The 21,539-nt window shown below is 62.1% G+C and carries 17 protein-coding genes and 1 pseudogene; 11 read left to right on the top strand and 7 right to left on the bottom strand.

The genetic code is table 11. The features are described 5' to 3' along the window. The first annotated feature begins 53 nt into the window (after window positions 1-53). From ACFHWW_RS31905 to ACFHWW_RS31895, 3 genes are all read left to right on the top strand, one after another. Window positions 54-1,055 carry an autoinducer 2 ABC transporter substrate-binding protein gene (locus ACFHWW_RS31905; RefSeq protein ID WP_275598707.1) on the top strand — a complete coding sequence of 334 codons (1,002 nt, stop codon included), beginning with the start codon at window positions 54-56 and terminating at the stop codon, window positions 1,053-1,055. 89 nt (window positions 1,056-1,144) lie between these two features. Next, on the top strand, window positions 1,145-2,725 hold the full coding sequence (locus ACFHWW_RS31900; RefSeq protein ID WP_379943278.1) for a sugar ABC transporter ATP-binding protein: 1,581 nt from the start codon (window positions 1,145-1,147) through the stop codon (window positions 2,723-2,725). A 1-nt stretch (window position 2,726) separates the two neighbouring features. Continuing rightward, window positions 2,727-3,758, top strand: coding sequence for an ABC transporter permease (locus ACFHWW_RS31895; protein ID WP_275598709.1), 1,032 nt, complete (start codon window positions 2,727-2,729; stop codon window positions 3,756-3,758). Window positions 3,759-3,796: 38 nt separating this feature from the next. Here ACFHWW_RS31895 and ACFHWW_RS31890 read toward each other — a convergent pair whose 3' ends face one another. The 4 genes from ACFHWW_RS31890 to ACFHWW_RS31875 form a co-directional block, all read right to left on the bottom strand. Then, window positions 3,797-5,014: an NAD(P)/FAD-dependent oxidoreductase gene (locus ACFHWW_RS31890; RefSeq protein ID WP_275598710.1), complete on the bottom strand. Its 1,218-nt coding sequence runs from the start codon at window positions 5,012-5,014 to the stop codon at window positions 3,797-3,799. Between the two features lie 170 nt (window positions 5,015-5,184). Next, window positions 5,185-6,180 carry a TRAP transporter substrate-binding protein gene (locus ACFHWW_RS31885; RefSeq protein WP_379943275.1) on the bottom strand — a complete coding sequence of 332 codons (996 nt, stop codon included), beginning with the start codon at window positions 6,178-6,180 and terminating at the stop codon, window positions 5,185-5,187. Between the two features lie 28 nt (window positions 6,181-6,208). After that, window positions 6,209-7,474 (bottom strand): TRAP transporter large permease, encoded by a 1,266-nt coding sequence (locus ACFHWW_RS31880; RefSeq protein ID WP_379943273.1) that lies wholly within the window; start codon window positions 7,472-7,474, stop codon window positions 6,209-6,211. Beyond that, window positions 7,474-8,079: a TRAP transporter small permease gene (locus tag ACFHWW_RS31875; protein WP_275598713.1), complete on the bottom strand. Its 606-nt coding sequence runs from the start codon at window positions 8,077-8,079 to the stop codon at window positions 7,474-7,476. Before ACFHWW_RS31875 ends, ACFHWW_RS31880 begins: the two co-directional genes overlap by 1 nt. An 87-nt stretch (window positions 8,080-8,166) precedes the next feature. On the opposite strand from ACFHWW_RS31875, the gene ACFHWW_RS31870 reads away from it, so the two are divergent. Further along, window positions 8,167-8,826 carry a GntR family transcriptional regulator gene (locus ACFHWW_RS31870; protein WP_275598714.1) on the top strand — a complete coding sequence of 220 codons (660 nt, stop codon included), beginning with the start codon at window positions 8,167-8,169 and terminating at the stop codon, window positions 8,824-8,826. Window positions 8,827-8,847: 21 nt separating this feature from the next. Here ACFHWW_RS31870 and ACFHWW_RS31865 read toward each other — a convergent pair whose 3' ends face one another. After that, window positions 8,848-9,864 (bottom strand): substrate-binding domain-containing protein, encoded by a 1,017-nt coding sequence (locus ACFHWW_RS31865; RefSeq protein ID WP_379943270.1) that lies wholly within the window; start codon window positions 9,862-9,864, stop codon window positions 8,848-8,850. A 477-nt stretch (window positions 9,865-10,341) separates the two neighbouring features. Here ACFHWW_RS31865 and ACFHWW_RS31860 point away from each other — a divergent pair, with 477 nt between their 5' ends. The 6 genes from ACFHWW_RS31860 to ACFHWW_RS31835 all read left to right on the top strand — a co-directional run bounded on the left by ACFHWW_RS31860 (window position 10,342) and on the right by ACFHWW_RS31835 (window position 16,636). Beyond that, on the top strand, window positions 10,342-11,613 hold the full coding sequence (locus ACFHWW_RS31860) for an ABC transporter substrate-binding protein (RefSeq protein ID WP_379943268.1): 1,272 nt from the start codon (window positions 10,342-10,344) through the stop codon (window positions 11,611-11,613). Window positions 11,614-11,699: 86 nt separating this feature from the next. Then, window positions 11,700-12,686 carry a carbohydrate ABC transporter permease gene (locus tag ACFHWW_RS31855; RefSeq protein WP_379943266.1) on the top strand — a complete coding sequence of 329 codons (987 nt, stop codon included), beginning with the start codon at window positions 11,700-11,702 and terminating at the stop codon, window positions 12,684-12,686. Further along, window positions 12,686-13,516 carry a carbohydrate ABC transporter permease gene (locus ACFHWW_RS31850; protein ID WP_275598717.1) on the top strand — a complete coding sequence of 277 codons (831 nt, stop codon included), beginning with the start codon at window positions 12,686-12,688 and terminating at the stop codon, window positions 13,514-13,516. The genes ACFHWW_RS31855 and ACFHWW_RS31850 overlap by 1 nt, the downstream gene beginning before the upstream one ends. Before the next feature lie 9 nt (window positions 13,517-13,525). Beyond that, window positions 13,526-14,554 carry an ABC transporter ATP-binding protein gene (locus tag ACFHWW_RS31845; RefSeq protein ID WP_275598718.1) on the top strand — a complete coding sequence of 343 codons (1,029 nt, stop codon included), beginning with the start codon at window positions 13,526-13,528 and terminating at the stop codon, window positions 14,552-14,554. Window positions 14,555-14,756: 202 nt separating this feature from the next. Next, window positions 14,757-15,542 carry a ThuA domain-containing protein gene (locus tag ACFHWW_RS31840; RefSeq protein WP_198516742.1) on the top strand — a complete coding sequence of 262 codons (786 nt, stop codon included), beginning with the start codon at window positions 14,757-14,759 and terminating at the stop codon, window positions 15,540-15,542. Window positions 15,543-15,553: 11 nt separating this feature from the next. Beyond that, window positions 15,554-16,636, top strand: coding sequence for a Gfo/Idh/MocA family protein (locus tag ACFHWW_RS31835; protein WP_379943263.1), 1,083 nt, complete (start codon window positions 15,554-15,556; stop codon window positions 16,634-16,636). A 111-nt stretch (window positions 16,637-16,747) separates the two neighbouring features. Here the strand turns inward: ACFHWW_RS31835 and ACFHWW_RS31830 are convergent, their stop codons facing one another. Next, complete coding sequence (locus tag ACFHWW_RS31830; protein ID WP_379943261.1) at window positions 16,748-17,104, bottom strand: SPW repeat protein; 357 nt, start codon at window positions 17,102-17,104, stop codon at window positions 16,748-16,750. Between the two features lie 406 nt (window positions 17,105-17,510). Between ACFHWW_RS31830 and ACFHWW_RS31825 the strand changes: the two are divergent. After that, window positions 17,511-19,170, top strand: a pseudogene (locus ACFHWW_RS31825) (arylsulfatase). 325 nt (window positions 19,171-19,495) lie between these two features. Here the strand turns inward: ACFHWW_RS31825 and ACFHWW_RS31820 are convergent. Continuing rightward, on the bottom strand, window positions 19,496-21,475 hold the full coding sequence (locus ACFHWW_RS31820; protein WP_379943259.1) for a BCCT family transporter: 1,980 nt from the start codon (window positions 21,473-21,475) through the stop codon (window positions 19,496-19,498). Between the last annotated feature and the right edge of the window lie 64 nt (window positions 21,476-21,539).

The following is a 21,539-nucleotide window of genomic DNA, read 5'->3' as shown; positions in this document are numbered from 1 at the left end:
CCCCCCGCCGTCGATTTCTGGTCGGGCAAACAACAAGTGATGAGGAGACACTCATGTCTGTCTACAAGAAGATTGCCGCCTGCACGGTCGCTTTGGGTGCGCTTTGCGCTGCCCAGCTTGCGGTCGCGCAGGACGCCCCCTCCGTCGTTACCGTCGTCAAGGTGACCGGTGAGAATTGGTTCACGCGCATGGAGGAAGGTGTCGTTGCCTATGGCAAGGACAATCCAGCTGTGTCGACGAGTCAGATCGGACCGGCCAAGGCCGACGCGGCCCAGCAGCTTCGCCTCATCGAAGACCTCGTCGCGAAGAACGTCAGCGCAATCGCCGTCGTGCCGATGGACCCTTCCGCTCTCGAAGGCGTCTTCAAGCGGGCGATGAACCGCGGCATCAAGATCATCACGCACGAAGCCGACAGCCTGAAGAACACGCAGGTCGATATCGAGGCCTTCGATAACAAGGTCTTCGGCGCGCGTTTCAACGAGAAGCTGGCTGAATGCATGGGCAAGTCCGGCAAGTGGACGTCGTTCGTCGGGTCGCTCGGCAGCCTCACGCACGTGCAGTGGGCCGACGGCGGTGCGGAGAACGCCAAGAAATATCCGGACATGGAACTCGTTTCGGAGAAGAACGAATCCTTCAACGACGCCAACAAGGCTTACGAGAAGGCGCGCGAGATCCTGCGCAAGTATCCTGACATCAAGGGCTTCCAGGGTGGTTCGGCCATTGACGTGATCGGGATCGGCCGCGCGGTCGAGGAAGCCGGCCTCGTCGGCAAGGTTTGCGTCGTCGGCCTCGGTCTGCCGAAGGACACGGCCAAGTATCTCGAATCGGGTGCCGTCCAGAGCATCTCCTTCTGGGACCCGAAGGATGCCGGCTACGTCATGAACAAGGTCGCCCAGCTCGTGATCGAGGGCAAGGAAATCACGGACGGCATGGATCTCGGGGTGCCGGGTTACAACAAAGTGTCGGTGAAGAAGGGCCCCGGCGACGGCATCATCGTTGTCGGCGAAGCCTGGGTCGACGTCGATAAGTCCAACTACAGCCAGTATCCGTTCTGATCGCGCATCGAAGGGATACGCGGCTGCAGCCGCATCCGCCGGCAGGGATGGCCCTGCCGGCGAACTGACCGCAACTCCGGACCATGCCAATGCAGTCGACTATCATTGCCGAGAAGAAGATGCCCTCCGCAGAGACGCGGAGCGATACGACGCCTTTTCTGGAAGTTCGCGACCTGGAGAAGCGCTTTGGCGGCGTTCGCGCCCTGAAGGGGGTGAGCTTCACGATCGAGCGCGGACGTACCTACCATCTCATGGGCGAGAACGGATGCGGCAAGAGCACGCTCATCAAGATCATCTCCGGCGCCCAGCCGGCAGATGGAGGTGAGCTTGCGATCAACGGTAAAAAGGTCGAGGGCCTGACGCCGATCGGCGCCCTGGCAGCCGGCATCGAGACGGTTTATCAGGACCTGTCGCTTCTTCCCAATCTGAGCGTCGAGGAGAATGTCGCGCTGACGCAGCAGCTGGTTGCCTCCAACGGCAGCCTCGCGCGGCGTCTCGACCTCAAGGGTCTGCGGGAGACGGCCGTCCGTGCATTGAAGGACGTCGGTCTGCCGACGGAGCCCGCCTTCCTGGCGACACCCGTCGAAGAACTCCCCATCGCAACGCGCCAGCTCATTGCCATTGCCCGCGCGATCGCTTCCGATGCCGGCCTGGTCATCATGGATGAGCCGACGACCGCTTTGACGCGGCGCGAAGTGGACAACCTCATTCGCGTCGTGCACGGCCTGCACGCCAAGGGCGTGTCTGTCCTTTTCGTCACGCACAAGCTCGACGAATGCAAGGCGATCGGCGGGCAGGCGATCATCATGCGGGACGGCCTGAAGGTTGCCGAATGCGACGTCGCCACTCAGTCGAAGACCGAACTCGGCTTCTGGATGACGGGCAAGAAACTCGACGACACGCGTTATCGCGTCGATTCGCATGGTGACGAGACGCTGCTCTCGGTGGAGCGGCTCGGGGCCGCCGGCTTCGACGATGTCAGCTTCACGGTCTCCAAGGGCGAGATATTCGGGATTACGGGACTTCTCGATTCCGGGCGAAACGAGCTTGCGCTTTCGCTGGCCGGCGTGGAACCGGCGCGGCGGGGCTCGGTACAGCTCGCAGGCAGACGGGCCGATCTGTCGTCGCCCGCCTCTGCGATCGAGGCCGGCATCGGCTATGTTCCGGAGGACCGCCTGTCTGAAGGGCTTTTCCTTGGGAAATCCATCCGCGAGAATATCGTCATGGCGGTCCTCGATCGACTGCGGGGCGCTTTCGGCCTGCTCGACAGCCGCCGGGCGAAGGCTCTGGCACAGAAAACGGTCGACGATCTGCAGGTTGCGACTCCGGATATCGACAACCCCGTCATGTCCCTTTCAGGCGGCAACCAGCAGAGGGTTCTGATCGGCCGCTGGCTGACGATCGAGCCGAGCCTGCTCATCCTGCATGGCCCAACCGTCGGCGTCGACGTCGGATCGAAGGACACGATATTCCGCATCATTCAGCGCCTTGCAGGAGACGACATGAGCGTCGTCATCATCAGCGATGATCTGCCCGAGCTTCTGCAGAACTGCGACCGCGTGATGGTGATGCGCAAAGGTCGGGTCGCCGATATCTTTCCGGCCGAAGGGCTTGAGGAAGACGCAATCTACAAGTCGATGATGGCCGAAGACGGCCAGGGAGTTCAATAACATGGCCGATGTCGCAGCGACCCCCGTCAGCGGGACCGAGGGAGTGCCCGCCGCAGTCCGGACCATGCGCTGGTTTATCCGCCACCCTCCGGCCGTTACCTTCCTCCTCGTCGTGATCGTCTGCATCGTCGTGGGCACGATCAACCCGGACTTCTGGCAGGTTTCCAACCTGTTCGACATGGCACGCTCCACCGTCGTGCGCGGCCTCTTCGCGCTTGGCGTTCTCGTCGTGCTGGCATCCGGCGGGCTCGACGTCTCGTTCACGGCCATTGCTGCGCTGGTGATGTACGTCATCACCATGCTGGTCACGAATTATGCGCCGGATCTGTCCATCTGGCCGATCCTTGGCATCGCAGCCGCCGGCGGCGCGATCCTCGGCATCTGCAACGGCTTGCTGGTCCACGCATTGAAGGCGCCCTCACTGATCCTGACGATCGGCACGCAATATGCGATCCGCGGGTTTCTGCTGACCTTCATCGGAACGGCACTGTTCATGAACATCCCCGAATCCATGGACGCTTTCGGAAAGCTCGCGCTTTTACGGCACGAGGGGGCGAATGGTGCAGTCTCGACTTTGCCCGCCTATTTCCTCGTACTGGTCGTCGCTGCACTCGCCACCTGGTATATCCTCAAGCGGACCCTTATAGGCCGGGCTATCTATGCGGTTGGCGGAAACGCCAGTATCGCTTCGCGTCTCGGATACAACCTGCGCACTGTCCACGTGTTCGTCTTTGCCTATGCCGGTCTGCTCGCCGGGATCGCGGGTATCATGCACGTGTCGAGCAATCGTCTCGCCAACCCTTTCGATCTGGCGGGGTCGGAGCTGGACGTCATTGCCGCGGTCGTCCTTGGTGGCGCGCGCATCACCGGAGGCTCGGGTACGGTGCTCGGAACACTTCTCGGGGTACTGCTGATCACGCTCGTCAACAATGTGCTGATCCTCGTCGGCATCCCGAGCACGTTTCAACTTGCAATCATCGGGCTCTTCATTGTCGCCGCCGGTGCCATGTTCTCCATCAGACCGAAAAGCTGAGCGCTGACGGATGTGAAGACGTGCTGCGATCCGCAGTGTTACTGAAGGCCATCGGCGAGCCATGCTTCGACGCCGCGGGCCGCAGCACGGCCCATGGCGAGGCACGCGGTGAGGAGATAGCCGCCGGTCGGCGCCTCCCAGTCGAGCATTTCTCCGGCGGCGAAGAGGCCGGGGAGCGCCTTCAGCATGTAGCGGTCATCGATGGCGTTCAGGCGGATCCCGCCGGCCGATGAGATCGCTTCGGCGATCGGCCGTGTTGCGAGCACCGGAACGGGCAAGGCCTTGATCACGGCAGCGAGTTGCTCCGGCGCGGCTCGTGCCGCCTCCGTCGAGAGTTCGCGCAGCAATGCCGCCTTGACAACGTCGAGCCCCGCGCCCTTGCGCAGGCGGTTGGAGAAGCTCGCCTTGCGGTCTTGTCGCGCGAGATCCCGCGCGAGCCTGTCGGCCGTGCGGCCGGGTGTGAGGTCAAGGAGGAGCGCCGCCTTGCCGTCCCGGTCCAGCCGGTCGCGCAGGCTTGCCGCATGGGCGTAGACGAGGCTGCCTTCGATGCCGTGGCGGCTCACCACGAATTCGCCCGGGATCGTCCCCGCATCGGATGTTGCGGTAACGCCTTTCAGCGGTTGGCCGGCAAAACGCTCGCGGAAAACCTGCGTCCAGGCGACGTCGAAACCGCAATTAGCAGGGCGGAAATCGCTGATCGGCACGCCTCTTGCCCGCAGCAACGGCACCCAGGCGGCGTCGGAGCCGAGCCGTGGCCAGCTTGCGCCGCCAAGCGCCAGGAGAGCCGCGTCGCAACGAACGACCGTCATTTCTTCCGGCGTATCGAATACGTAGCCGTTCTCCGTGAAACCCGACCAGCGATGGCGTGTTAGAAGCCGGACGCCCTGGGCCTCCAGCCGGCGGAGCCAGCTGCGCAACAGCGGCGAGGCCTTCATAGCCTTCGGAAACACGCGGCCGGAAGAGCCGACGAAGGTCTCCGCGTCAAGTCCGGCTGCCCAGGCGCGCACGTCATGCGGGGTAAAGGCATCAAGGGCCGGGCGCAGGCTTGCCGAAGCATCGCCGAAGCGCGCTGCGAAGTCCCGGTACGCTTCGGAATGGGTTATGTTCAGGCCGGATTTTCCCGCGAGCAGGAATTTGCGCGCCGCGGTCGGCATAGCCTCGTAGACGGTCACCGCATGGCCCGAGCGGGACAAGACTTCCGCGGCCATCAGACCGGCGGGACCGCCGCCGATAATTGCGATTTCTTTTCTTTCCATCTGTGGACCACCCAGGATCTCCTCAGGCTCTCTTGGCCTGCGGCGGGCCAGGGCGCAAGCAGATTGAGGCGATTTGCGTGCCAAGCGGCTGGCGGGATGGGGAAAGGGTGCGCGGTTTTCGCGAACCAAATGGGGAAGGCGGCGCGGGCCGCCTTCCCCATCCGAGAGCGTCAGAGCGTTGCGCCGACCTTGCGAAGTTCGGCGAGAACCGGTGCCTTCGGCAGCCAGATCTTGTCGTATTCGGCGATGATCCGTCCGGCATCGGCGACGGTGACATCCTTGATCGGAATGCCTGCGCCGGCGAATTTTTCGAGGAGGGCCGGCTCGTTGGCGACGGTCGCGTCGATCTGCTCGTCGAGCGCTGCCTTGGTAAGGCGGGCGATGATCTCCCGGTCGGCCTCGGGAAGGGTCTGCCAGACGCGACCGGAGGCCAGCGCGACGCAGGGCATGAAGATGGCGTTCATCTTCAGCATGGTCTTGGACACCTTGTCGAAGCGCTGGTTCCAGGAGAAGTCGAGGTCCGCCTCCAGACCGTCCACCTGGCCGTTCGACATTGCGTCGAAAACGGCCGGTGTCGGGATCGGCGTCGGCGCTGCGCCGAGCAGCTGGTAGAAATCGCGGTAGGCGGGCGTCGTATTGATGCGCAGCTTCATGCCGTTGATGTCGTCGAGCCCGGCGATCTCCTTAGCCGAGAAGACGACGCGCATGGTGGTGATGCCCCAGGCAAGGCCGACCGTTCCGGTCTCGGCCGGAAGGACGTCGAGGAGCTTCATGGCGACCGGCTCGCGCACGAGCTTGGCGACCTTGGCAGTCGAATCGACGACCCAGGGCGCGGTGATCGCGGCAACGGCGGGAATGCGCGAGCCGAGTTCGGCGGTCATGATCCAGCCGAGATCGAGCGCGCCGCTCTGCATCTGCTGCAGCATCGCGGCCTCGTTGCCGAGCTGGCCGGCCGGAAAGACCGAGATCGACAGGCGACCGTTCGTCTCTGCCTTGAGGGCTTCGCCCACCTTGAGTGCGGCATTGTTCCAGGGATGTCCCGGCGGCGTGACGATGCCGAGGCGCAAGGTGCGCGTTTCCTGCGCGCGCACGAGCGACGGCGTGGCGAGCGAGAGGGCTGCGCCGGCGGCAACGCCGCCAAGGAAGGTTCTGCGGGAAAATGTCATGGAAGATCCTCTGGCTGGTTCGTTGTGGTTATCGGGCGAAGAAGGTCGAGAGCGAGGGAATGAGCGACAAGAGCACGAGCATGAGACAGGAGACGAAGAAGAAGGGCAGCGTCACCAGGAACATCTTGCCGGGCTTTGCGCCGGTCACCGCGGCCGCCACGAAGAAGCAGAGCCCGACGGGAGGCGAGAGGAAGCCGAGCACGAGGTTGACGACCACGACGACGCCGAAATGGATCGGGTCGATGCCGTAGACCTCGGTCGCGATCGGCAGGAGGATGGGCACGGTCATGATGAGTCCGGGGGCGCCGTCGATCACCGTGCCGATGACGAGCAGGATGACGTTGACGAGCAACATGAAGGTGACCGGATCCGAGGCGACGGTCTGGACCCAGCCGGCGACCTGCTGCGGCACCATGCCGTAGACAAGTACCCAGGAGAAGACCGCGGCGGCCGCGACGAGGAAGAGGACCACGGCCGAATAGATCCCGGCGCGCAGCATCATTCGAGGAAGATCGGAGAATTTGAGCTCGCCGATCCAGAAGCGGCCGACGAGCACCGCTGCAACGGCGCCGACGGCTGCGGCCTCCGTCGCGTTGGCGAGGCCGGAGAGGATCGAGCCGACGATGACGAAGGGGATGAGAAGCGTAGGCAGCGCATCCAGGACGATACGGGTGCGCTCCTTGAGCTTCATGCGCTCGCCGCGCGGATAGTTGTAGACGCAACCCATCGCCGCGATGACGAGGCAGAAGGCTACAGTCAGCAGAATTCCGGGCACAATTCCTGCGGCCAGCATATCGCTTACCGGAACCTGCGCGAGCACGCTGTAGACGACGAACATGATCGACGGGGGGATGATGGGACCGAGCATGCCCGAATAGGCGGTGAGCCCGGCGGCGAAGGTCTTGTCATAGCCCTTCTTCTCCATCTCCGGCACCATCATCTGCGCCATGACGGCAACCTGCGCCGTGGCCGATCCGAGTATCGAGGCGACGAACATGTTGGCGAGCAGGTTGACATAGGCAAGCCCACCGCGCATCGCGCCGACGAAAGCCATCGTCATGTCGATGATGCGCCGGGTGATGCCGCCGCCGTTCATGATCTCGCCGATCAGCACGAAGAGCGGAATGGAGATCAGCCCGTAATTGTCGACGCCGCCGAAGAGCTGCGTCGGAAAGCTCTGGAAGAGCAGGGGATTTCCGGAGGCGAAGATATAGACGATGCTGCCGAGGCAGAGGCAGACGCCGATCGGAACGCCGACGAGCATGAAGAGGAGGAAGGCGGCGGTGGTGACCATCAGTTCACTCCCTCGGCGCTCGAAAGTTCGCGCCGCTCACGCTGAGGCGACAGACCCAGGTCTTCGACGAGATTGGCGGCGCAATGGACGGTCATGGTCACGGCGAAGAGCGGAATGACGAGGCTGATCGCCCAGATCGGCCAATTCAGCGTCTGGCTGCGCTCGGTATAGAGAAAGTTGAAGCTCTCGGCCGCGAAGGCCTTAGCGTCGAAGCCGGCGCGGATGATGCCGACGGGGTCCATCCACATCCAGCAGAATGTCGCAAGCGCAAGGGCGAACAGGAGGACGAGCAGTGTCGAGGCAGCGCGCATCCAGCGCGCCGCCGCGGGCGGCAGGTAATCCGTCAGCAGCGTCACGGCGAAATCAAGTCTGAGACGCGTCAGCGCCGAGCCTCCGAGGAAGGCGAGCCAGACCATGGCGTATACGGCCGATTCATCGACCCAATAGAGCGGATGTCCGCTGTAGCGGGTGACGACGTTCAGGAGGATGAGCGCGAGAAGCACGCACATCAATCCGGCAACAGCGCGCTTTTCGAAGGCGAGCATGGCTTCGGAGAGAGAGACGATGGCGCGCGCATAAAGCGGCGGCGCGACTGACTGGTTCATGACTGTTCCCTGGGTTCCGTATAAAGTAGATTTTATACATTCTTCGAGTCAATATCATTTTTGGCGGTATTCCTGTAGCGAGCGTCCATGGTGTCACATCTCAAACATCGCACCCTCTCCGGGGCATTAATCGAGGAAATCCGGCAGGCGATTCTCTCCGGGCGCTATCCGGCCGGCAGTCAGCTGCGCCAGGATGCGTTGGCCGAAACCTACGGCGTCAGCCGCATTCCGGTGCGCGAGGTCCTGTTTCAGCTCGAAGCCGAAGGGCTGGTCAGGATCGTCCCGCAGAGGGGGGCGATCGTCTCCGAACTGTCGCTCGCCGAGATAAACGACGTTTTCGAGCTGCGGGCGCTTCTGGAACCGCGGCTCTTCCGCAAAGCGGCGCCGCTTCTCGATGGCGACGATTTCGCACGGGTGGAGGAGGTTCAAAACCGATTCCTCAGAGCGACGGCCGCAGGAGAAATCGACTCCTATGGCCAGCTCAATGCCGAGCTGCACCTGGCCCTCTACCGGCGCGCCGAGATGCCCCGGACACAGCAGATCGTCGCGTCCCTGCTGCAGACGAGCGACCGCTACACGCGCGTCCAGCTCTCAAGCGTCGCAGCGATGACCCGAGCGATGGAAGAGCATGCCGAGCTGATCCGCCTCTGCCGTGCGGGCGCTTTCGAGGAGGCGGCCGGCTTCCTGGTCTTCCACCTCAAGGCCGTGCATGAGGACCTGCTGTTCCGGTTGAAGGGACGCGAGTAGAGCCCCGCCAGAGAAGGATGGTCAAGCCTCCGGCGCCCGACCGGTCGACTCGCGCAGGATCAGCTCGACCGGCCAGAGCTCATGAATCTCCGTGGCGGGCCGTCCGGTGAGCAGCTGCAGGGTGAGGTCGGCCGAGCGCGCGCCGGCGGCGCGCAGGGACGACCGGCTCGTCGAAAGGGACGGGACCATGTTGTCGGCCGTGAGATAGGGGAAGACATCGTCATGGGCGATGACGGAGATGTGCTGCCCGACCACAAGGCCGACCGAACGCACGGCGCGATAGACGCCGAGCGCCGTCATCATCGAGCCGGCGACGAAGGCCGTCGGGCGGGGGGACTGCTCGAGGAAGGAACGGGCCGCGCGAAAACCGATCTCGTCGGTGAACTGGCCATGCGTGACGAGGCGCGGATCGAAGGGCAGCCCGCGCTGATCAAGCGCCTCGCGATAGCCCTTGTCGCGGTGGTGCGTGAAAGTGAGACCGTCGCGGCCGTTGATGAGTGCGATCCGTCTATGGCCGAGGTCTAGGAGGTGCGAGGTGGCGCGGCGGATCGCGCCTTCGTTGTCGATATCGAGCCAGGCGTGCGGCACGTCGGTCTCGGAGCGGCCATGGACCAGAAAGGGAATGCCGAGCTTGTGGAGCAGCAGAATGCGCTCGTCGTTCGGCCTCGGTGAATGGATGATCACGGCGTCGACCCGTCCGCTCGTCGCCAGCCGGCTATAGAGCTGGAGCTCGGCTTTCATATCATGGTCGGCAACCGGGCTCACGAGAATGTCTATATCCTCGCTGTCCAGCCGTTCGGCCATGCCGCTCATGAATTCGGAAAACTGGAATTCGTTGCGGCCCATAACGACGCCGATCGCGCCTGCGCGGCCCGTAACGAGGCGCACGGCGTTGATGTTCGGCCGGTAACCGAGGCGCACAGCCTCCTCGGCAACGCGCTTGCGGGTCTTCTCGCTGACTTCCGGATAGCCGCTCAGAGCACGGCTTACCGTCGTTGGAGAGAGCCCCAACTGTTGGGCGAATTCCTTAAGCTTCACGGTTCTTCCCTGCGCCCCTTCTGCGTATTGTCCGGGGATCGCTTCCGAAGCAAGTCACGCAGCAAATCGAAAGCTGCATTCGCTCGTTTTTGCGCATCGCTTCGATGCGCGGCCCTGCAGACATTCGCGGCCGGACTATACCCGGTTTGCCGGCAGTCACAATCGGTGCCTTTGCGTCGAGGACATTGCCCAGGCTTGATCGAAGGCTATCGGGGAACTATCCAAATCGTTTTAAATTCCTGTGGATGAAGTATTCTTGCAAACCGGTTGAGCGCCGAGCCGGGTTGTGGCGATGCGGCGTTGCGCGTTGGGTTAACGTTCTGATTATACGCCAAAAAATCCGAAATGGCCATGGCATTTATTTCCGCTTCGACCTCGGCTTGACAGCAGATTGTCCTTCTGACAGCTTCTGCGCACCCAAACCGTTTTCGAATTGCTGAGGAGCCTGCGGAATCGGGGGGAGTTTTGGAGGGACCAATGAACGTGAAGCCATTTGTAAGGACGCTGATTTCCTGCGCGGCGATCGTCGGCGCAATCGACCTTGCTGCGGCCGCTGAACTGTCTATGGCGGCCAATTCGACCGGCAAGAATCTGAGCTTTCTGCGGGACCAGATCGCCAAGTTCGAGAAGGAAACCGGTCACAAGGTCAACCTCGTGACCATGCCGGCTTCGAGCAGCGAGCAATTCAGCCAGTATCGACTCTGGCTTGCGGCCGGCAACAAGGATGTCGACGTCTACCAGACGGACGTCATCTGGGCTCCGCAGCTCGCCGAGCAGTTCGTCGACCTGACAGAGGCGACGAAGGATGTGGTCGGCAAGCACTTCCCCTCGATCATCCAGTCGCAGACGGTCAACGGCAAGCTCGTCGCTCTGCCCTTCTATACCGACGCGCCGGCGCTTTATTACCGCAAGGACCTGCTCGACAAATACGGCAAGACGCCACCCAAGACCTGGGACGAACTGGCGGCGACGGCGAAGGAGATTCAGGACAAGGAGCGTGCCGCCGGCAGTGCCGATATCTGGGGCTTCGTCTTTCAGGGCAATGCCTATGAGGGGCTCACCTGCAACGCGCTCGAGTGGATCAAGTCGTCCGGCGGCGGTCAGATCGTCGAGCCCGACGGCACGATCTCCGTCAACAACGAAAAGGCGGCGGCGGCCGTCGAGAAAGTCAAGGAATGGATCGGCACGATCGCGCCCAAGGGCGTGCTTGCCTATCAGGAAGAGGAATCACGCGGCGTCTGGCAGACCGGCAACGCAGTCTTCATGCGTAACTGGCCCTATGCCTACGCGCTCGGCAACGGCGAAGACAGCGCCGTAAAGGGCAAATTCGAGGTGGCCCCGCTTCCGGCCGCCACGGACGGCGATCAGCCGTCCTCGACACTCGGCGGATGGAACCTCGCGGTCTCGAAATATTCCGACGAGCAGGAGGCGGCGATCGCCTTCGTCAAGTTCCTGGGCTCGGCCGAAACCCAGAAGGTGCGCGCCATCGAGCTTTCGAACCTGCCGACGATCGCGGCGCTTTACGACGATCCGGAAGTCGCGGCCGCCCAGCCGTTCATGCCGCATTGGAAGCCGATCTTCCAGAGCGCCGTGCCGCGCCCCTCGGCCGTGGCAAAGGTGAAGTACAACGAAGTGTCATCCAAATTCTGGAGCGCCGTGCACAACACGCTTTCGGGTAACGGAACGGCGGCGGAGAATCTCGAACTTCTCGAAGTCGAACTGACGGAACTCAAGGGCGACGCCTGGTAAATCGCGAGACCCGGACGGCAGCTCTGCCGTCCGGGTCAAGATCAAACGGCACGGGCGGGACCCGCGCCAACCGGTAGGCTCACGTCATGACTGATCTCTCCCTCGCGGATCGGCCGGCTGCGCTTGCGCATGGCGGCAGGATAGGCTCGGACCTGCAGGCGCAACGGGTCCGTTCGGCCTGGCTCTTTCTCGCGCCAACCTTCCTCGTCCTGGCGCTCGTTGCCGGCTGGCCGCTCATCAGAACCATCTATTTTAGTTTCACCAACGCGTCGCTGACCAATCTGTCGGGCGCCGAATTCGTCGGCTTCGCAAATTATCTCTCATGGGTCACCCTGAAGAGCGGGCGGACGATTTACAGGGGCCTGCTTGCGGATCCCGCCTGGTGGAATGCGGTCTGGAACACGCTCAAATTCACGGTTCTTTCGGTCAGCATCGAAACGGCGCTGGGCCTTGTCGTCGCTTTGGTGCTCAACGCCCGGTTTCCCGGTCGCGGCCTCGTCCGTGCCGCGATCCTGATCCCATGGGCGATCCCGACCATCGTCTCCGCGAAAATGTGGGCCTGGATGCTCAACGACCAGTTCGGCATCCTCAACGACATGCTGCTCGGCCTCGGTCTGATCGGCGAGAAGATCGCCTGGACCGCCAGCCCCGACACAGCCATGATCGCCGTACTGATCGTGGACGTGTGGAAGACGACGCCCTTCATGGCGCTCCTGATCCTCGCCGGCCTGCAAATGGTGCCGGGCGATATTTATGAGGCGGCCAGAATCGACGGAGTCCATCCGGTACGCATCTTCTGGCGGGTCACCCTGCCGTTGATCCGGCCGGCGCTGATGGTCGCGGTCATCTTCCGCATGCTCGACGCGTTGCGCATTTTCGACCTCATCTATGTGCTGACGCCCAACAACGCGCAGACCAAGACCATGTCGGTCATGGCGCGCGAAAACCTTTTCGATTTCGACAAGTTCGCCTATGGGGCGGCCGCCTCGACCCTGCTGTTCCTGATCATCGCGACGATTACGATCCTCTACATGTGGCTCGGCCGCCTGAATTTGAGCGGAGGAGAACGCTGATGGTCGTCGCGATCGCAAAGCGGGCCGCGTTCTACGCGCTGGTTGCCGTCATCATCCTCGTCGCAGTCTTTCCCTTCTATTACGCGATCCTGACGAGCCTGAAGTCCGGCACGGCGCTGTTTCGTATCGACTACTGGCCGACGGATATTTCGCTCGCCAATTATGCCGACATCTTTTCGCACGGAACCTTCGTGCGCAATCTCGGCAACTCACTCCTCGTCGCCACGCTGGTGGTTGCCATATCGCTGCTTCTTGCCGTGACCGCAGCCTATGCGCTTGCCCGGGTACGCTTCCGCGGCCGCGGTCTGCTTCTCCTGACGATCCTGTCGGTCTCGATGTTCCCGCAGATCGCCGTTCTTGCAGGTCTCTTCGAGCTCATCCGCTTCGTCGGGATCTTCAACACGCCGCTCGCGCTCATCTTTTCCTACATGATCTTCACGCTGCCGTTTACGGTCTGGGTCCTGACCACCTTCATGCGAGACCTGCCGATCGAGATCGAAGAGGCGGCGATCGTCGACGGCGCCTCGCCGTGGGTGGTGATCACCCGCGTCTTCATGCCGCTGATGTGGCCGGCGCTGGTGACGACCGGGTTGCTGGCCTTCATTGCGGCATGGAACGAGTTCCTCTTCGCGCTGACATTCACGTCGTCGAACACGCAGCGCACCGTGCCGGTCGCGATCGCCCTGCTTTCGGGCGGCAGCCAGTTCGAGATTCCCTGGGGCAACATCATGGCGGCATCCGTGATCGTCACCGTGCCTCTCGTGGTCCTCGTGCTGATCTTCCAGCGGCGGATCATTTCCGGCCTGACGGCCGGTGGCGTCAAAGGATAGGAGAACAAGATGGCAGAGCTTCAATTGCGCGATATCCGCAAGTCCTTCGGCGCCTTCGATGTGATCAAGGGCGTCAGCATGGAAATCAGGTCGGGCGAGTTCATGGTCTTCGTCGGCCCTTCCGGATGCGGCAAGTCGACCCTCCTGAGACTGATCGCCGGGCTCGAGGAAATCACCTCCGGAACCCTTGCCTTCGACGGCCAGATCGTCAATCGGCTGACGCCTTCGCGCCGCGGCATCGCCATGGTCTTTCAGTCCTATGCGCTCTATCCGCATATGACGGTCTACGAAAACATGGCCTTCGGGATGCAGCTCGCAGGCAAGGACAAGCAGCAGTGCCGCAAGCGGGTCGAGGCGGCGGCGGAAATGCTGCAGCTCACGCCCTATCTCGAACGCCTGCCGCGCCAGCTTTCGGGCGGGCAGCGCCAGCGCGTCGCGATCGGCCGTGCGATCGTTCGCGATCCCAAGGTCTTTCTGTTCGACGAGCCGCTTTCGAACCTCGACGCGGCGTTGCGTGTGGCCACCCGGCTCGAAATCGCCAAGCTTCACCGCAGCATGCACAAGACGACGATGATCTATGTGACACATGATCAGGTCGAGGCGATGACGCTCGCCGACAGGATATGTGTCCTGAGGGACGGTCTCGTCGAACAGATCGGCACGCCGCTGGAGCTTTACGAGACGCCGAATTCGGTGTTCGTCGCCGGCTTCATCGGTTCGCCGAAGATGAATTTTCTTTCCGGCGCCTTCGCAGAGCCATACAAGGCGGACACGATAGGCATCCGCGCGGAACACCTGGAGATCGAGGAACAGGGAGGTGAGTGGAGTGGGACCGTCATCCATTCGGAGATGCTCGGTTCCGACAGCTATATTTATCTCGACATCGGGACCGGCGAGCCGGTGATCGTCCGCGAAAGCGGCATCGCCAAGCATCAGCCCGGGCAAACGATCAGGATCTCGCCGGCCGCCGGCCAGGTTCACCGCTTCGATGCGGGCGGCCGGGCCCTCGGGCGGACGGAAATGCGGGGTGCGGCCTAGAACGCAGCCACCCGATTTCGCTCGGAAAGTTTCGAAACCAAGGCTGATCCGAAGGATTTCGGATCATTCCAAAGCCTCAAACGTTAGGGCAGAAAAGGGCGGGGACCTGTGTGGTTTTCCCGGCCCGGCTCCGCGCCCACACTTCAAGTCACGGACGGTCGGCATCCGGCAGCGGGTGCCCCAAATCACGAGGAGAATGACCTTGTCTATCAATGCCATCGTGTGGGGTGAAAACATCCACGAGCAGACGAATGCGGTGGTTCGGGAGATTTACCCGGACGGCATGCACAACACGATCGCAGCCGCACTCAATTCCGACCCGGGGATCGATGCGACGACGGCGACGCTGCAGGAGCCGGAACACGGGCTCAGCGAGGCGCGGCTCGCCGCCGCCGACGTGCTCCTGTGGTGGGGCCACAAGGATCATGGCGCCGTCGACGACGCCATCGTGGAGCGCGTCGCCAAACGCGTTTGGGAAGGCATGGGTCTGATCGTTCTCCATTCCGGCCACTTCTCCAAGGTGTTCAAGCGGCTGATGGGCACGCCCTGCGCGCTCAAGTGGCGCGAGGCTGGAGAGCGCGAACGCGTCTGGGTCGTCAATCCGCGCCACCCGATCGCCGAAGGGCTCGGCGAGAACTTCGTCATCGAGAACGAGGAGATGTATGGCGAGCAATTCTCAGTGCCGGAGCCGCTGGAAACGGTGTTCATCTCCTGGTTTGCCGGCGGCGAGGTCTTCCGATCGGGCCTCACCTGGCGGCGCGGCGCGGGCAATATCTTTTATTTCCGCCCCGGGCACGAGACTTACCCGACCTATCACGACGCGACCGTACACAAGGTACTGCGGAACGCGGTGAAATGGGCGTACAACCCGCAGGGCACCTATAAGGCCATCCATGATGCGCCGAACGTCCCGGTGGAGAAGGCGCTGGAGCCGATCGTCGAGCGCGGCCCGAGACTGCACCGGGCCGGCGAAGCCGGCTATCGATGAAGGGGGCCGCCATGCGTTTGCTAATTCTCGGAACCGGCGGCATGGCCAACAGCCATGCGAAAGCCTTTGCTGAGATCGAAGGCGTCGAAATGGTCGGCGCCGTCGACGTGGACCCGTCCCGTGCCAAGGCCTTTGCCGTCACGCACGGCATCGAAAACACCTTCACCTCTCTCGACGAGGCGATCGCCTGGGGAGAGTTCGACGCCGCCACCAATGTGACGCCCGACAAGGCGCATCACCCGACGACCCTGGCGCTCATTGCCGCCGGCAAGCATGTGCTGTGCGAAAAACCGTTGGCAGAAAACTATGAGAAGGCCGCCGAGATGGCGGCCGCAGCCGAGCGGGCCGGCCTCGTCACCATGGTCAATCTGACCTATCGCAACGTCGCTCCGCTGCAGAAAGCGCGTGAACTCGTGGTTGCCGGCGAAATCGGCCGGGTGCGGCATCTGGAGGCTTCCTATCTCCAGAGCTGGCTGGTGTCGCGGGCCTGGGGCGATTGGGCAAGCGAGTCGAAATGGCTATGGCGGCTGTCGACGAAACACGGATCCAATGGCGTGCTTGGCGATGTCGGCATCCACATTCTCGACTTCGCCGGCTACGGTGCCAACAGCTCGGTCGAGCGGGTATTCGCGCGCCTGAAAGCCTTCGACAAGGCGCCGGACAACCGTATCGGCGAGTACGACCTCGACGCCAATGACAGCTTCGCCATGACGGCGGAGTTCGAAAACGGTGCGATGGCCGTGATTCATGCCAGCCGCTGGGCGACAGGCCATCTCAACGAACTGAGGCTCAGGCTGCACGGCGACAGGGGAGCCTTGGAAGTAATCCATACGCCTGATGGTTCGAGCCTGCGCGGCTGCACGGGGCCCGATGTCGAAAAGGCCGTTTGGCGGACAGTTGATGCCGGCACCGTGCCCACCAACTACCAGCGCTTCGTCGAGGCTGTGAAGGCCGGCCGGACCGTCGAGCCGGGTTTCCGCCATGCCGCGGACCTGCAGCGAGTGCTCGATCTCGCCATCGAGACGGAGCGCTCACGCCGCGAACTCGGCGTACCGGACATCGACGCGGTGGTGCAGGAACGCGCTGTGGGGTGATAAGCGGCAGGACCGCTGGACCCCGCGCGCCGCGTTCAACGATGCGGCGCGCTTTAAATCCACTTGAATCGTTCATGACCCTGGTCGATCCGACGCTGGAGTCATCGTCATCTAGGCGTGTGAATGGTGACGATAGTCCCAGACCGCCCAGGCTGCGATTGCGGCGACGAGCACGCCGAGAATGACATGGGTCCACATCGCGTTCACATTTCCCATGAAGCCGAGCAGCCAGGGAGAAACGATCAACCACAGGCCGATTATCATATTGGCCCATTCCTCCCATTCGGCGAAGGCCGAAAGGATTGCGACCGCAAGGGCGCCGAGCACGATACCGGCGATCCAGGCGTTCCACGTCGGCGCGGCTTCAGCCGCAAAGCCGATGACCCAGGGAGAGAGGAACAGGCACGCTGCCAAGACCAGATTTGCCCAATCCTGGCTTCTTCTTCCTGCCATCAGAGTGTTGGGCATGACAACCTCCACATATGAAGTTTGGCAAAGCGTCACCACTCGCGTGCAGCTTACGTTGCAACTCCGTTCGCCTCCGATCGCACGGTTCTGTAACGCTTTGAATTGCTGCCGTAATTTTACTCGCAAACCGCGGGTGTTTCAAGGAATCCATCAAGACGCGGAGTTTTGACGCCCGCTAGGGCTTCCATAGAGCATGACCAGCTCATGGAAACTGCAGTGACCGCCTGCTGCGCCTTCGTGCGTCCTTTCGGATGTTGTAGAAAATTAAAACGGCGGCGCAACGTCCGTCGCGTTGCCCCTTGGTCCAACTTCTCTCGCCAGATGCTTCGGCCGATAATCATGCGGGCTCCAGAGTGCGCGGATCCCGCATGGCTTCGAACGTACAAGTTTAATCAAGGAGTGAAGCATGGGCCTTCCAGATGCTGAAAAGCGCAAAAATGCGCAAGAATCGATCTCTATAGATCGTCGGAGCCTCCTGCTGGGCGGTACGATCCTTGCAGCTGCTGCTGCGGCAAACGGGGCCGTGGCCGTGGGCAGCGCGAAGGCTCAGGAGCAACCGGTGGCAAACACCGGCAAGCCGCCGAACGTCCTCGTCATCTTCGGCGACGACATCGGCATTCCGCAAATCAGCGCCTACACCATGGGCCTAATGGGTTATCGCACGCCGAACATCGATCGTATCGCCGCCGAGGGCGCGATCTTCACCGATGCTTACGGGCAGCAGAGCTGTACCGCAGGGCGTGCCTCCTTCATTCTCGGCCAGGAACCGTTCCGCACGGGGCTGCTGACGATCGGGATGCCCGGCGACCCGCACGGCATTCAAGACTGGATGCCGACCATCGCCGACGTCATGAAGTCCAAGGGATACGCAACCGGCCAGTTCGGCAAGAATCACCTGGGGGACCGCGACGAGCACCTGCCGACGAACCACGGCTTCGACGAGTTCTTCGGCAACCTACTACCACTTGAATGCCGAAGAGGAGCCGGAAGGCTACTTCTACCCGAAGGACGAGGAGTTCCGGAAGAATTTCGGGCCACGCGGAGTCATCAAATCGAGCGCGGACGGTAAGATCGAAGACACCGGAGCGCTCAACACCAAGCGCATGGAGACCGTCGACGAGGAGTTCCTCGCGGCCGCGAAGGATTTCATCGATCGTCAGGCAAAGGCCGACAAGCCGTTCTTCTGCTGGTTCAACTCGACGCGCATGCACGTGTTCACCCATCTGAAGCCGGAATCCTTGGGCAAGACGGGCAAGGGCATCCACGCAGACGGCATGGTGGAGCATGACGGCCATGTCGGCCAGCTTCTGCAGCAGCTCGACGACCTCGGCATCACCGAAAACACGATTGTGCTCTACACCACCGACAACGGCGCCGAGCTCGCTTTGTGGCCGGATGGCGCGATGACCATGTTCCATGGGGAAAAGGGCACAACCTGGGAAGGTGGTTTCCGCATTCCTATGATGGTGCGCTGGCCGGGCGTGGTGAAACCGGGCACGCAGATCAACGATCCCGTGACCCTGATGGACTGGATGCCGACCTTCGCGGCCGCCGCCGGTGTCCCCGACGTCAAGGAGCAGATGAAGACGGGCTTCCAGTCTGGCGACAAGAACTTCAAGGTCCATCTCGACGGCTACGACCTCACCGCGCTCCTGGAGGGCCAGTCCAAGGAACCGCCCCGCGAAGCGGTCTACTATTTCGACCAGGGCGGCAACCTGAATGCGATCCGGTGGAACGATTGGAAACTCAGCTTCGCAATCAACAGTGAAGGCAACATCGCCACGGCCACCCGCGAGACGCCGAGCTGGGCCAATATTACCAATCTGAGAATGGATCCCTATGAGCGAGGTGCAAAAGAAGGGGGAGGGGCCATGGATTTCATCGCCCGAAACATGTGGCTCCTGGTGCCGATCCAGGGCAAGATCAAGGAGTTCTTCCAGGACTTCGACCAGTATCCCTACCAGCCGGGCAGCACTCTGAACGCCAGCGGTATCAGCTATACCTGGCTGCAACAGCAGGCCGCGCTCAAGCGGCTCGGAGAGTTGGAAAGCATGGCGCCGCGTTGATGCACGTCTTCGAAGCCCGCCGCCATCGCCAGTAGGGTGGGCAATGCAGACGAGTAACGAGGATCGCATATTCCAGCCATATTGCGATCTTCGGGAAAGGCGGGGGGAAGCCTCCGCCTTTCCTTTTCGGACTTCCTGGCAATGTTCCAAGGCCTGTTTAGATTCGGGCCACCCGCTGCGTCTCGTTCGATCGCTTTATCCCTGTGCTCGTCACAGGATCGAGCCAGACCAAGTCCTTGGGCTGAAAGAACGCTTCCCGCGCCGCAGACGCGGCGCTGCTGGATCTCTGTGACAAGCACAGACGCGCAAGGTCTCTGGAAGTGCTCTATTGCTCTTCGGGCGAGGTCGCCAGCAGCGAGGACGCCGGGGACCGTACGAAGCCCGTGTATCGTTCGAACTGAAACAGAACATCGTTGATGATCTGGTTGTCCGCCATTCCCATGATGTCATAGCCGCGGCTACCGTCCGAAAAGAACGTGCGCGCCTCGTAGCGGACATCTGCCACGGTTGCGTCGTGCGCGGTGAAGGCCGGAAGTTTGTGTTCCGACATTTGCACCCCATAGACGAAATCGCGATGGCCTTCGGCCGGAACCGTGAGGGTCAGTGCTCCCGTTTCGGCATCCCGACCGACCGAAGCCGGCCGGGACCGGCGCGTCAGTTCCCTGGCCACTGCCTCCAGTGCCGGGAGCACGGAGGCGTGCAGGAATTTCTCCACCGCACGTTTGTCCGGCGTGCTCAAGGTCATCGCCAGGCGCCGCTGCCAGGGCACGCCGGACGCGGGATAGGCTCTCGGACCGACCGATCCGGGTGATTGTGTGCGGGCGAGATCGGCCCGCATCCCGACGAACAGCGACCAAACCAGAATGAGCATCACGAAGCTGAACGGCAGTGCCGTGGAGATCGTGGCGGATTGGAGTGCCGTCAGACCGCCGGTGGAGAGCAGAACGGCCGCCACGATACCGCTGAGGGAACACCAGAAAATCCGCTGAAGAGCAGGTGTCGCCGTTTCTCCGCCGGACGCAATCGTGTCGATCACCAGCGAGCCGGAGTCGCTGGAGGTCACGAAGAATATGCTGACGAGCAGAACCGCGAGCGTCGAGGTTACCGCGGGCCACGGCAGATATTCGAAGAACTGGAAAAGGGCGACCGAAAGGTCCGCCTTCACGTCACGCGCCAGCTCGCCATTGGCGATCGTCGTGTCCACGTAGATCGCCGTGTTTCCAAAGACCGTCATCCAGAGGAAAGTGAAAAGGGCGGGTACGAAGAGGACGGCGGTGACGAACTCTCTCACGGTGCGCCCACGGGAAATGCGCGCGATGAACATGCCGACGAAGGGTGACCAGGAAATCCACCATGCCCAATAGAACAGGGTCCAGCTGTCGATCCACGGGCGCGGCTCATAGGCATAGATGTTGAAGGTTCGCAAAACCAGGCTATCGAGGTAGAGACCGATGTTCTGGACGAAGTCGCGCATGAGCGTGCCCGTCGGTCCGACCGCGAGCACGAAGAGCATCAGCAGTACTGCCAGGAACAGATTGGTCTCGCTGAGAATGCGGACACCCTTCTCGACGCCGCTGACCACCGAGACGGTCGCTATTGCCGTGACCACGGTCACGAGCAGGAGCTGGACGTAGATCGACTGGGGGACACCCAACAGATAGTTCAGTCCGGAGTTTATCTGAAGGACTCCGAATCCGAGCGAGGTTGCGAGCCCGAACATTGTCCCGCAGATCGCGAAAATATCCACGACATGTCCGATCGGCCCGTGAATACCCTCCTTGAGGAGCGGGTAGAGGCCGGATCGGACGGTCAGGGGTAAGTTGTAACGGTATCCGAAATAGGCGAGTGACAGCCCGACGACCGAGTATATCGCCCAGGCGTGCACGCCCCAATGGAAGAAGGTCACGCTCATTGCCTCGCGCTGGGCTGCGATCGTCAGCGGTTCGGCTTCCGGCGGCGAAGCAAAATGCGTCATCGGCTCGCCGACGGCAAAATACATGAGGCCAATGCCCATGCCGGCGGCGAACAACATGGCGATCCAGGACAGGTACCTGAATTCGGGTTCTGAATCGTCCGGCCCGAGCTTCAGCTCGCCGTAGCGGCTGAACGCCAAAAAGAGCATCGAAAACAGAAAGATCGCGACCGCGAGCAGGTAGAGCCAACCGAAACCGGACAGGATCGCAGATTGCATTCCGCTGAAAATCGCTTCAGCTCTCTTAGGCGCAATCACACCTATCCCGACGAACAGAGCGATGACGCCCACCGAACCCACGAATACCGGCATATTCACTTTGAGATACTGCACTTAATGCCACCTCCCCACAGATTCAGCGCCCAAGAGAGGACGAGGAAAAGGACGTGTGATCTCC

The organism is Sinorhizobium sp. P24N7, assembly GCF_042436655.1.
Lineage (GTDB): Bacteria > Pseudomonadota > Alphaproteobacteria > Rhizobiales > Rhizobiaceae > Sinorhizobium > Sinorhizobium meliloti_A.
Note: the sequence above shows the minus strand (reverse complement) of the source record. Positions and strands in the feature narration are given on the sequence as shown.

Coding starts and splice junctions, on each gene's coding strand:
- ACFHWW_RS31905 (WP_275598707.1), top strand. CDS start 54: ATGTCTGTCTACAAGAAGATTGCCGCCTGCACGGTCGCTTTGGGTGCG.
- ACFHWW_RS31900 (WP_379943278.1), top strand. CDS start 1,145: ATGCAGTCGACTATCATTGCCGAGAAGAAGATGCCCTCCGCAGAGACG.
- ACFHWW_RS31895 (WP_275598709.1), top strand. CDS start 2,727: ATGGCCGATGTCGCAGCGACCCCCGTCAGCGGGACCGAGGGAGTGCCC.
- ACFHWW_RS31890 (WP_275598710.1), bottom strand. CDS start 5,014: ATGGAAAGAAAAGAAATCGCAATTATCGGCGGCGGTCCCGCCGGTCTG.
- ACFHWW_RS31885 (WP_379943275.1), bottom strand. CDS start 6,180: ATGACATTTTCCCGCAGAACCTTCCTTGGCGGCGTTGCCGCCGGCGCA.
- ACFHWW_RS31880 (WP_379943273.1), bottom strand. CDS start 7,474: ATGGTCACCACCGCCGCCTTCCTCCTCTTCATGCTCGTCGGCGTTCCG.
- ACFHWW_RS31875 (WP_275598713.1), bottom strand. CDS start 8,079: ATGAACCAGTCAGTCGCGCCGCCGCTTTATGCGCGCGCCATCGTCTCT.
- ACFHWW_RS31870 (WP_275598714.1), top strand. CDS start 8,167: ATGGTGTCACATCTCAAACATCGCACCCTCTCCGGGGCATTAATCGAG.
- ACFHWW_RS31860 (WP_379943268.1), top strand. CDS start 10,342: ATGAACGTGAAGCCATTTGTAAGGACGCTGATTTCCTGCGCGGCGATC.
- ACFHWW_RS31855 (WP_379943266.1), top strand. CDS start 11,700: ATGACTGATCTCTCCCTCGCGGATCGGCCGGCTGCGCTTGCGCATGGC.
- ACFHWW_RS31850 (WP_275598717.1), top strand. CDS start 12,686: ATGGTCGTCGCGATCGCAAAGCGGGCCGCGTTCTACGCGCTGGTTGCC.
- ACFHWW_RS31845 (WP_275598718.1), top strand. CDS start 13,526: ATGGCAGAGCTTCAATTGCGCGATATCCGCAAGTCCTTCGGCGCCTTC.
- ACFHWW_RS31835 (WP_379943263.1), top strand. CDS start 15,554: ATGCGTTTGCTAATTCTCGGAACCGGCGGCATGGCCAACAGCCATGCG.
- ACFHWW_RS31830 (WP_379943261.1), bottom strand. CDS start 17,104: ATGCCCAACACTCTGATGGCAGGAAGAAGAAGCCAGGATTGGGCAAAT.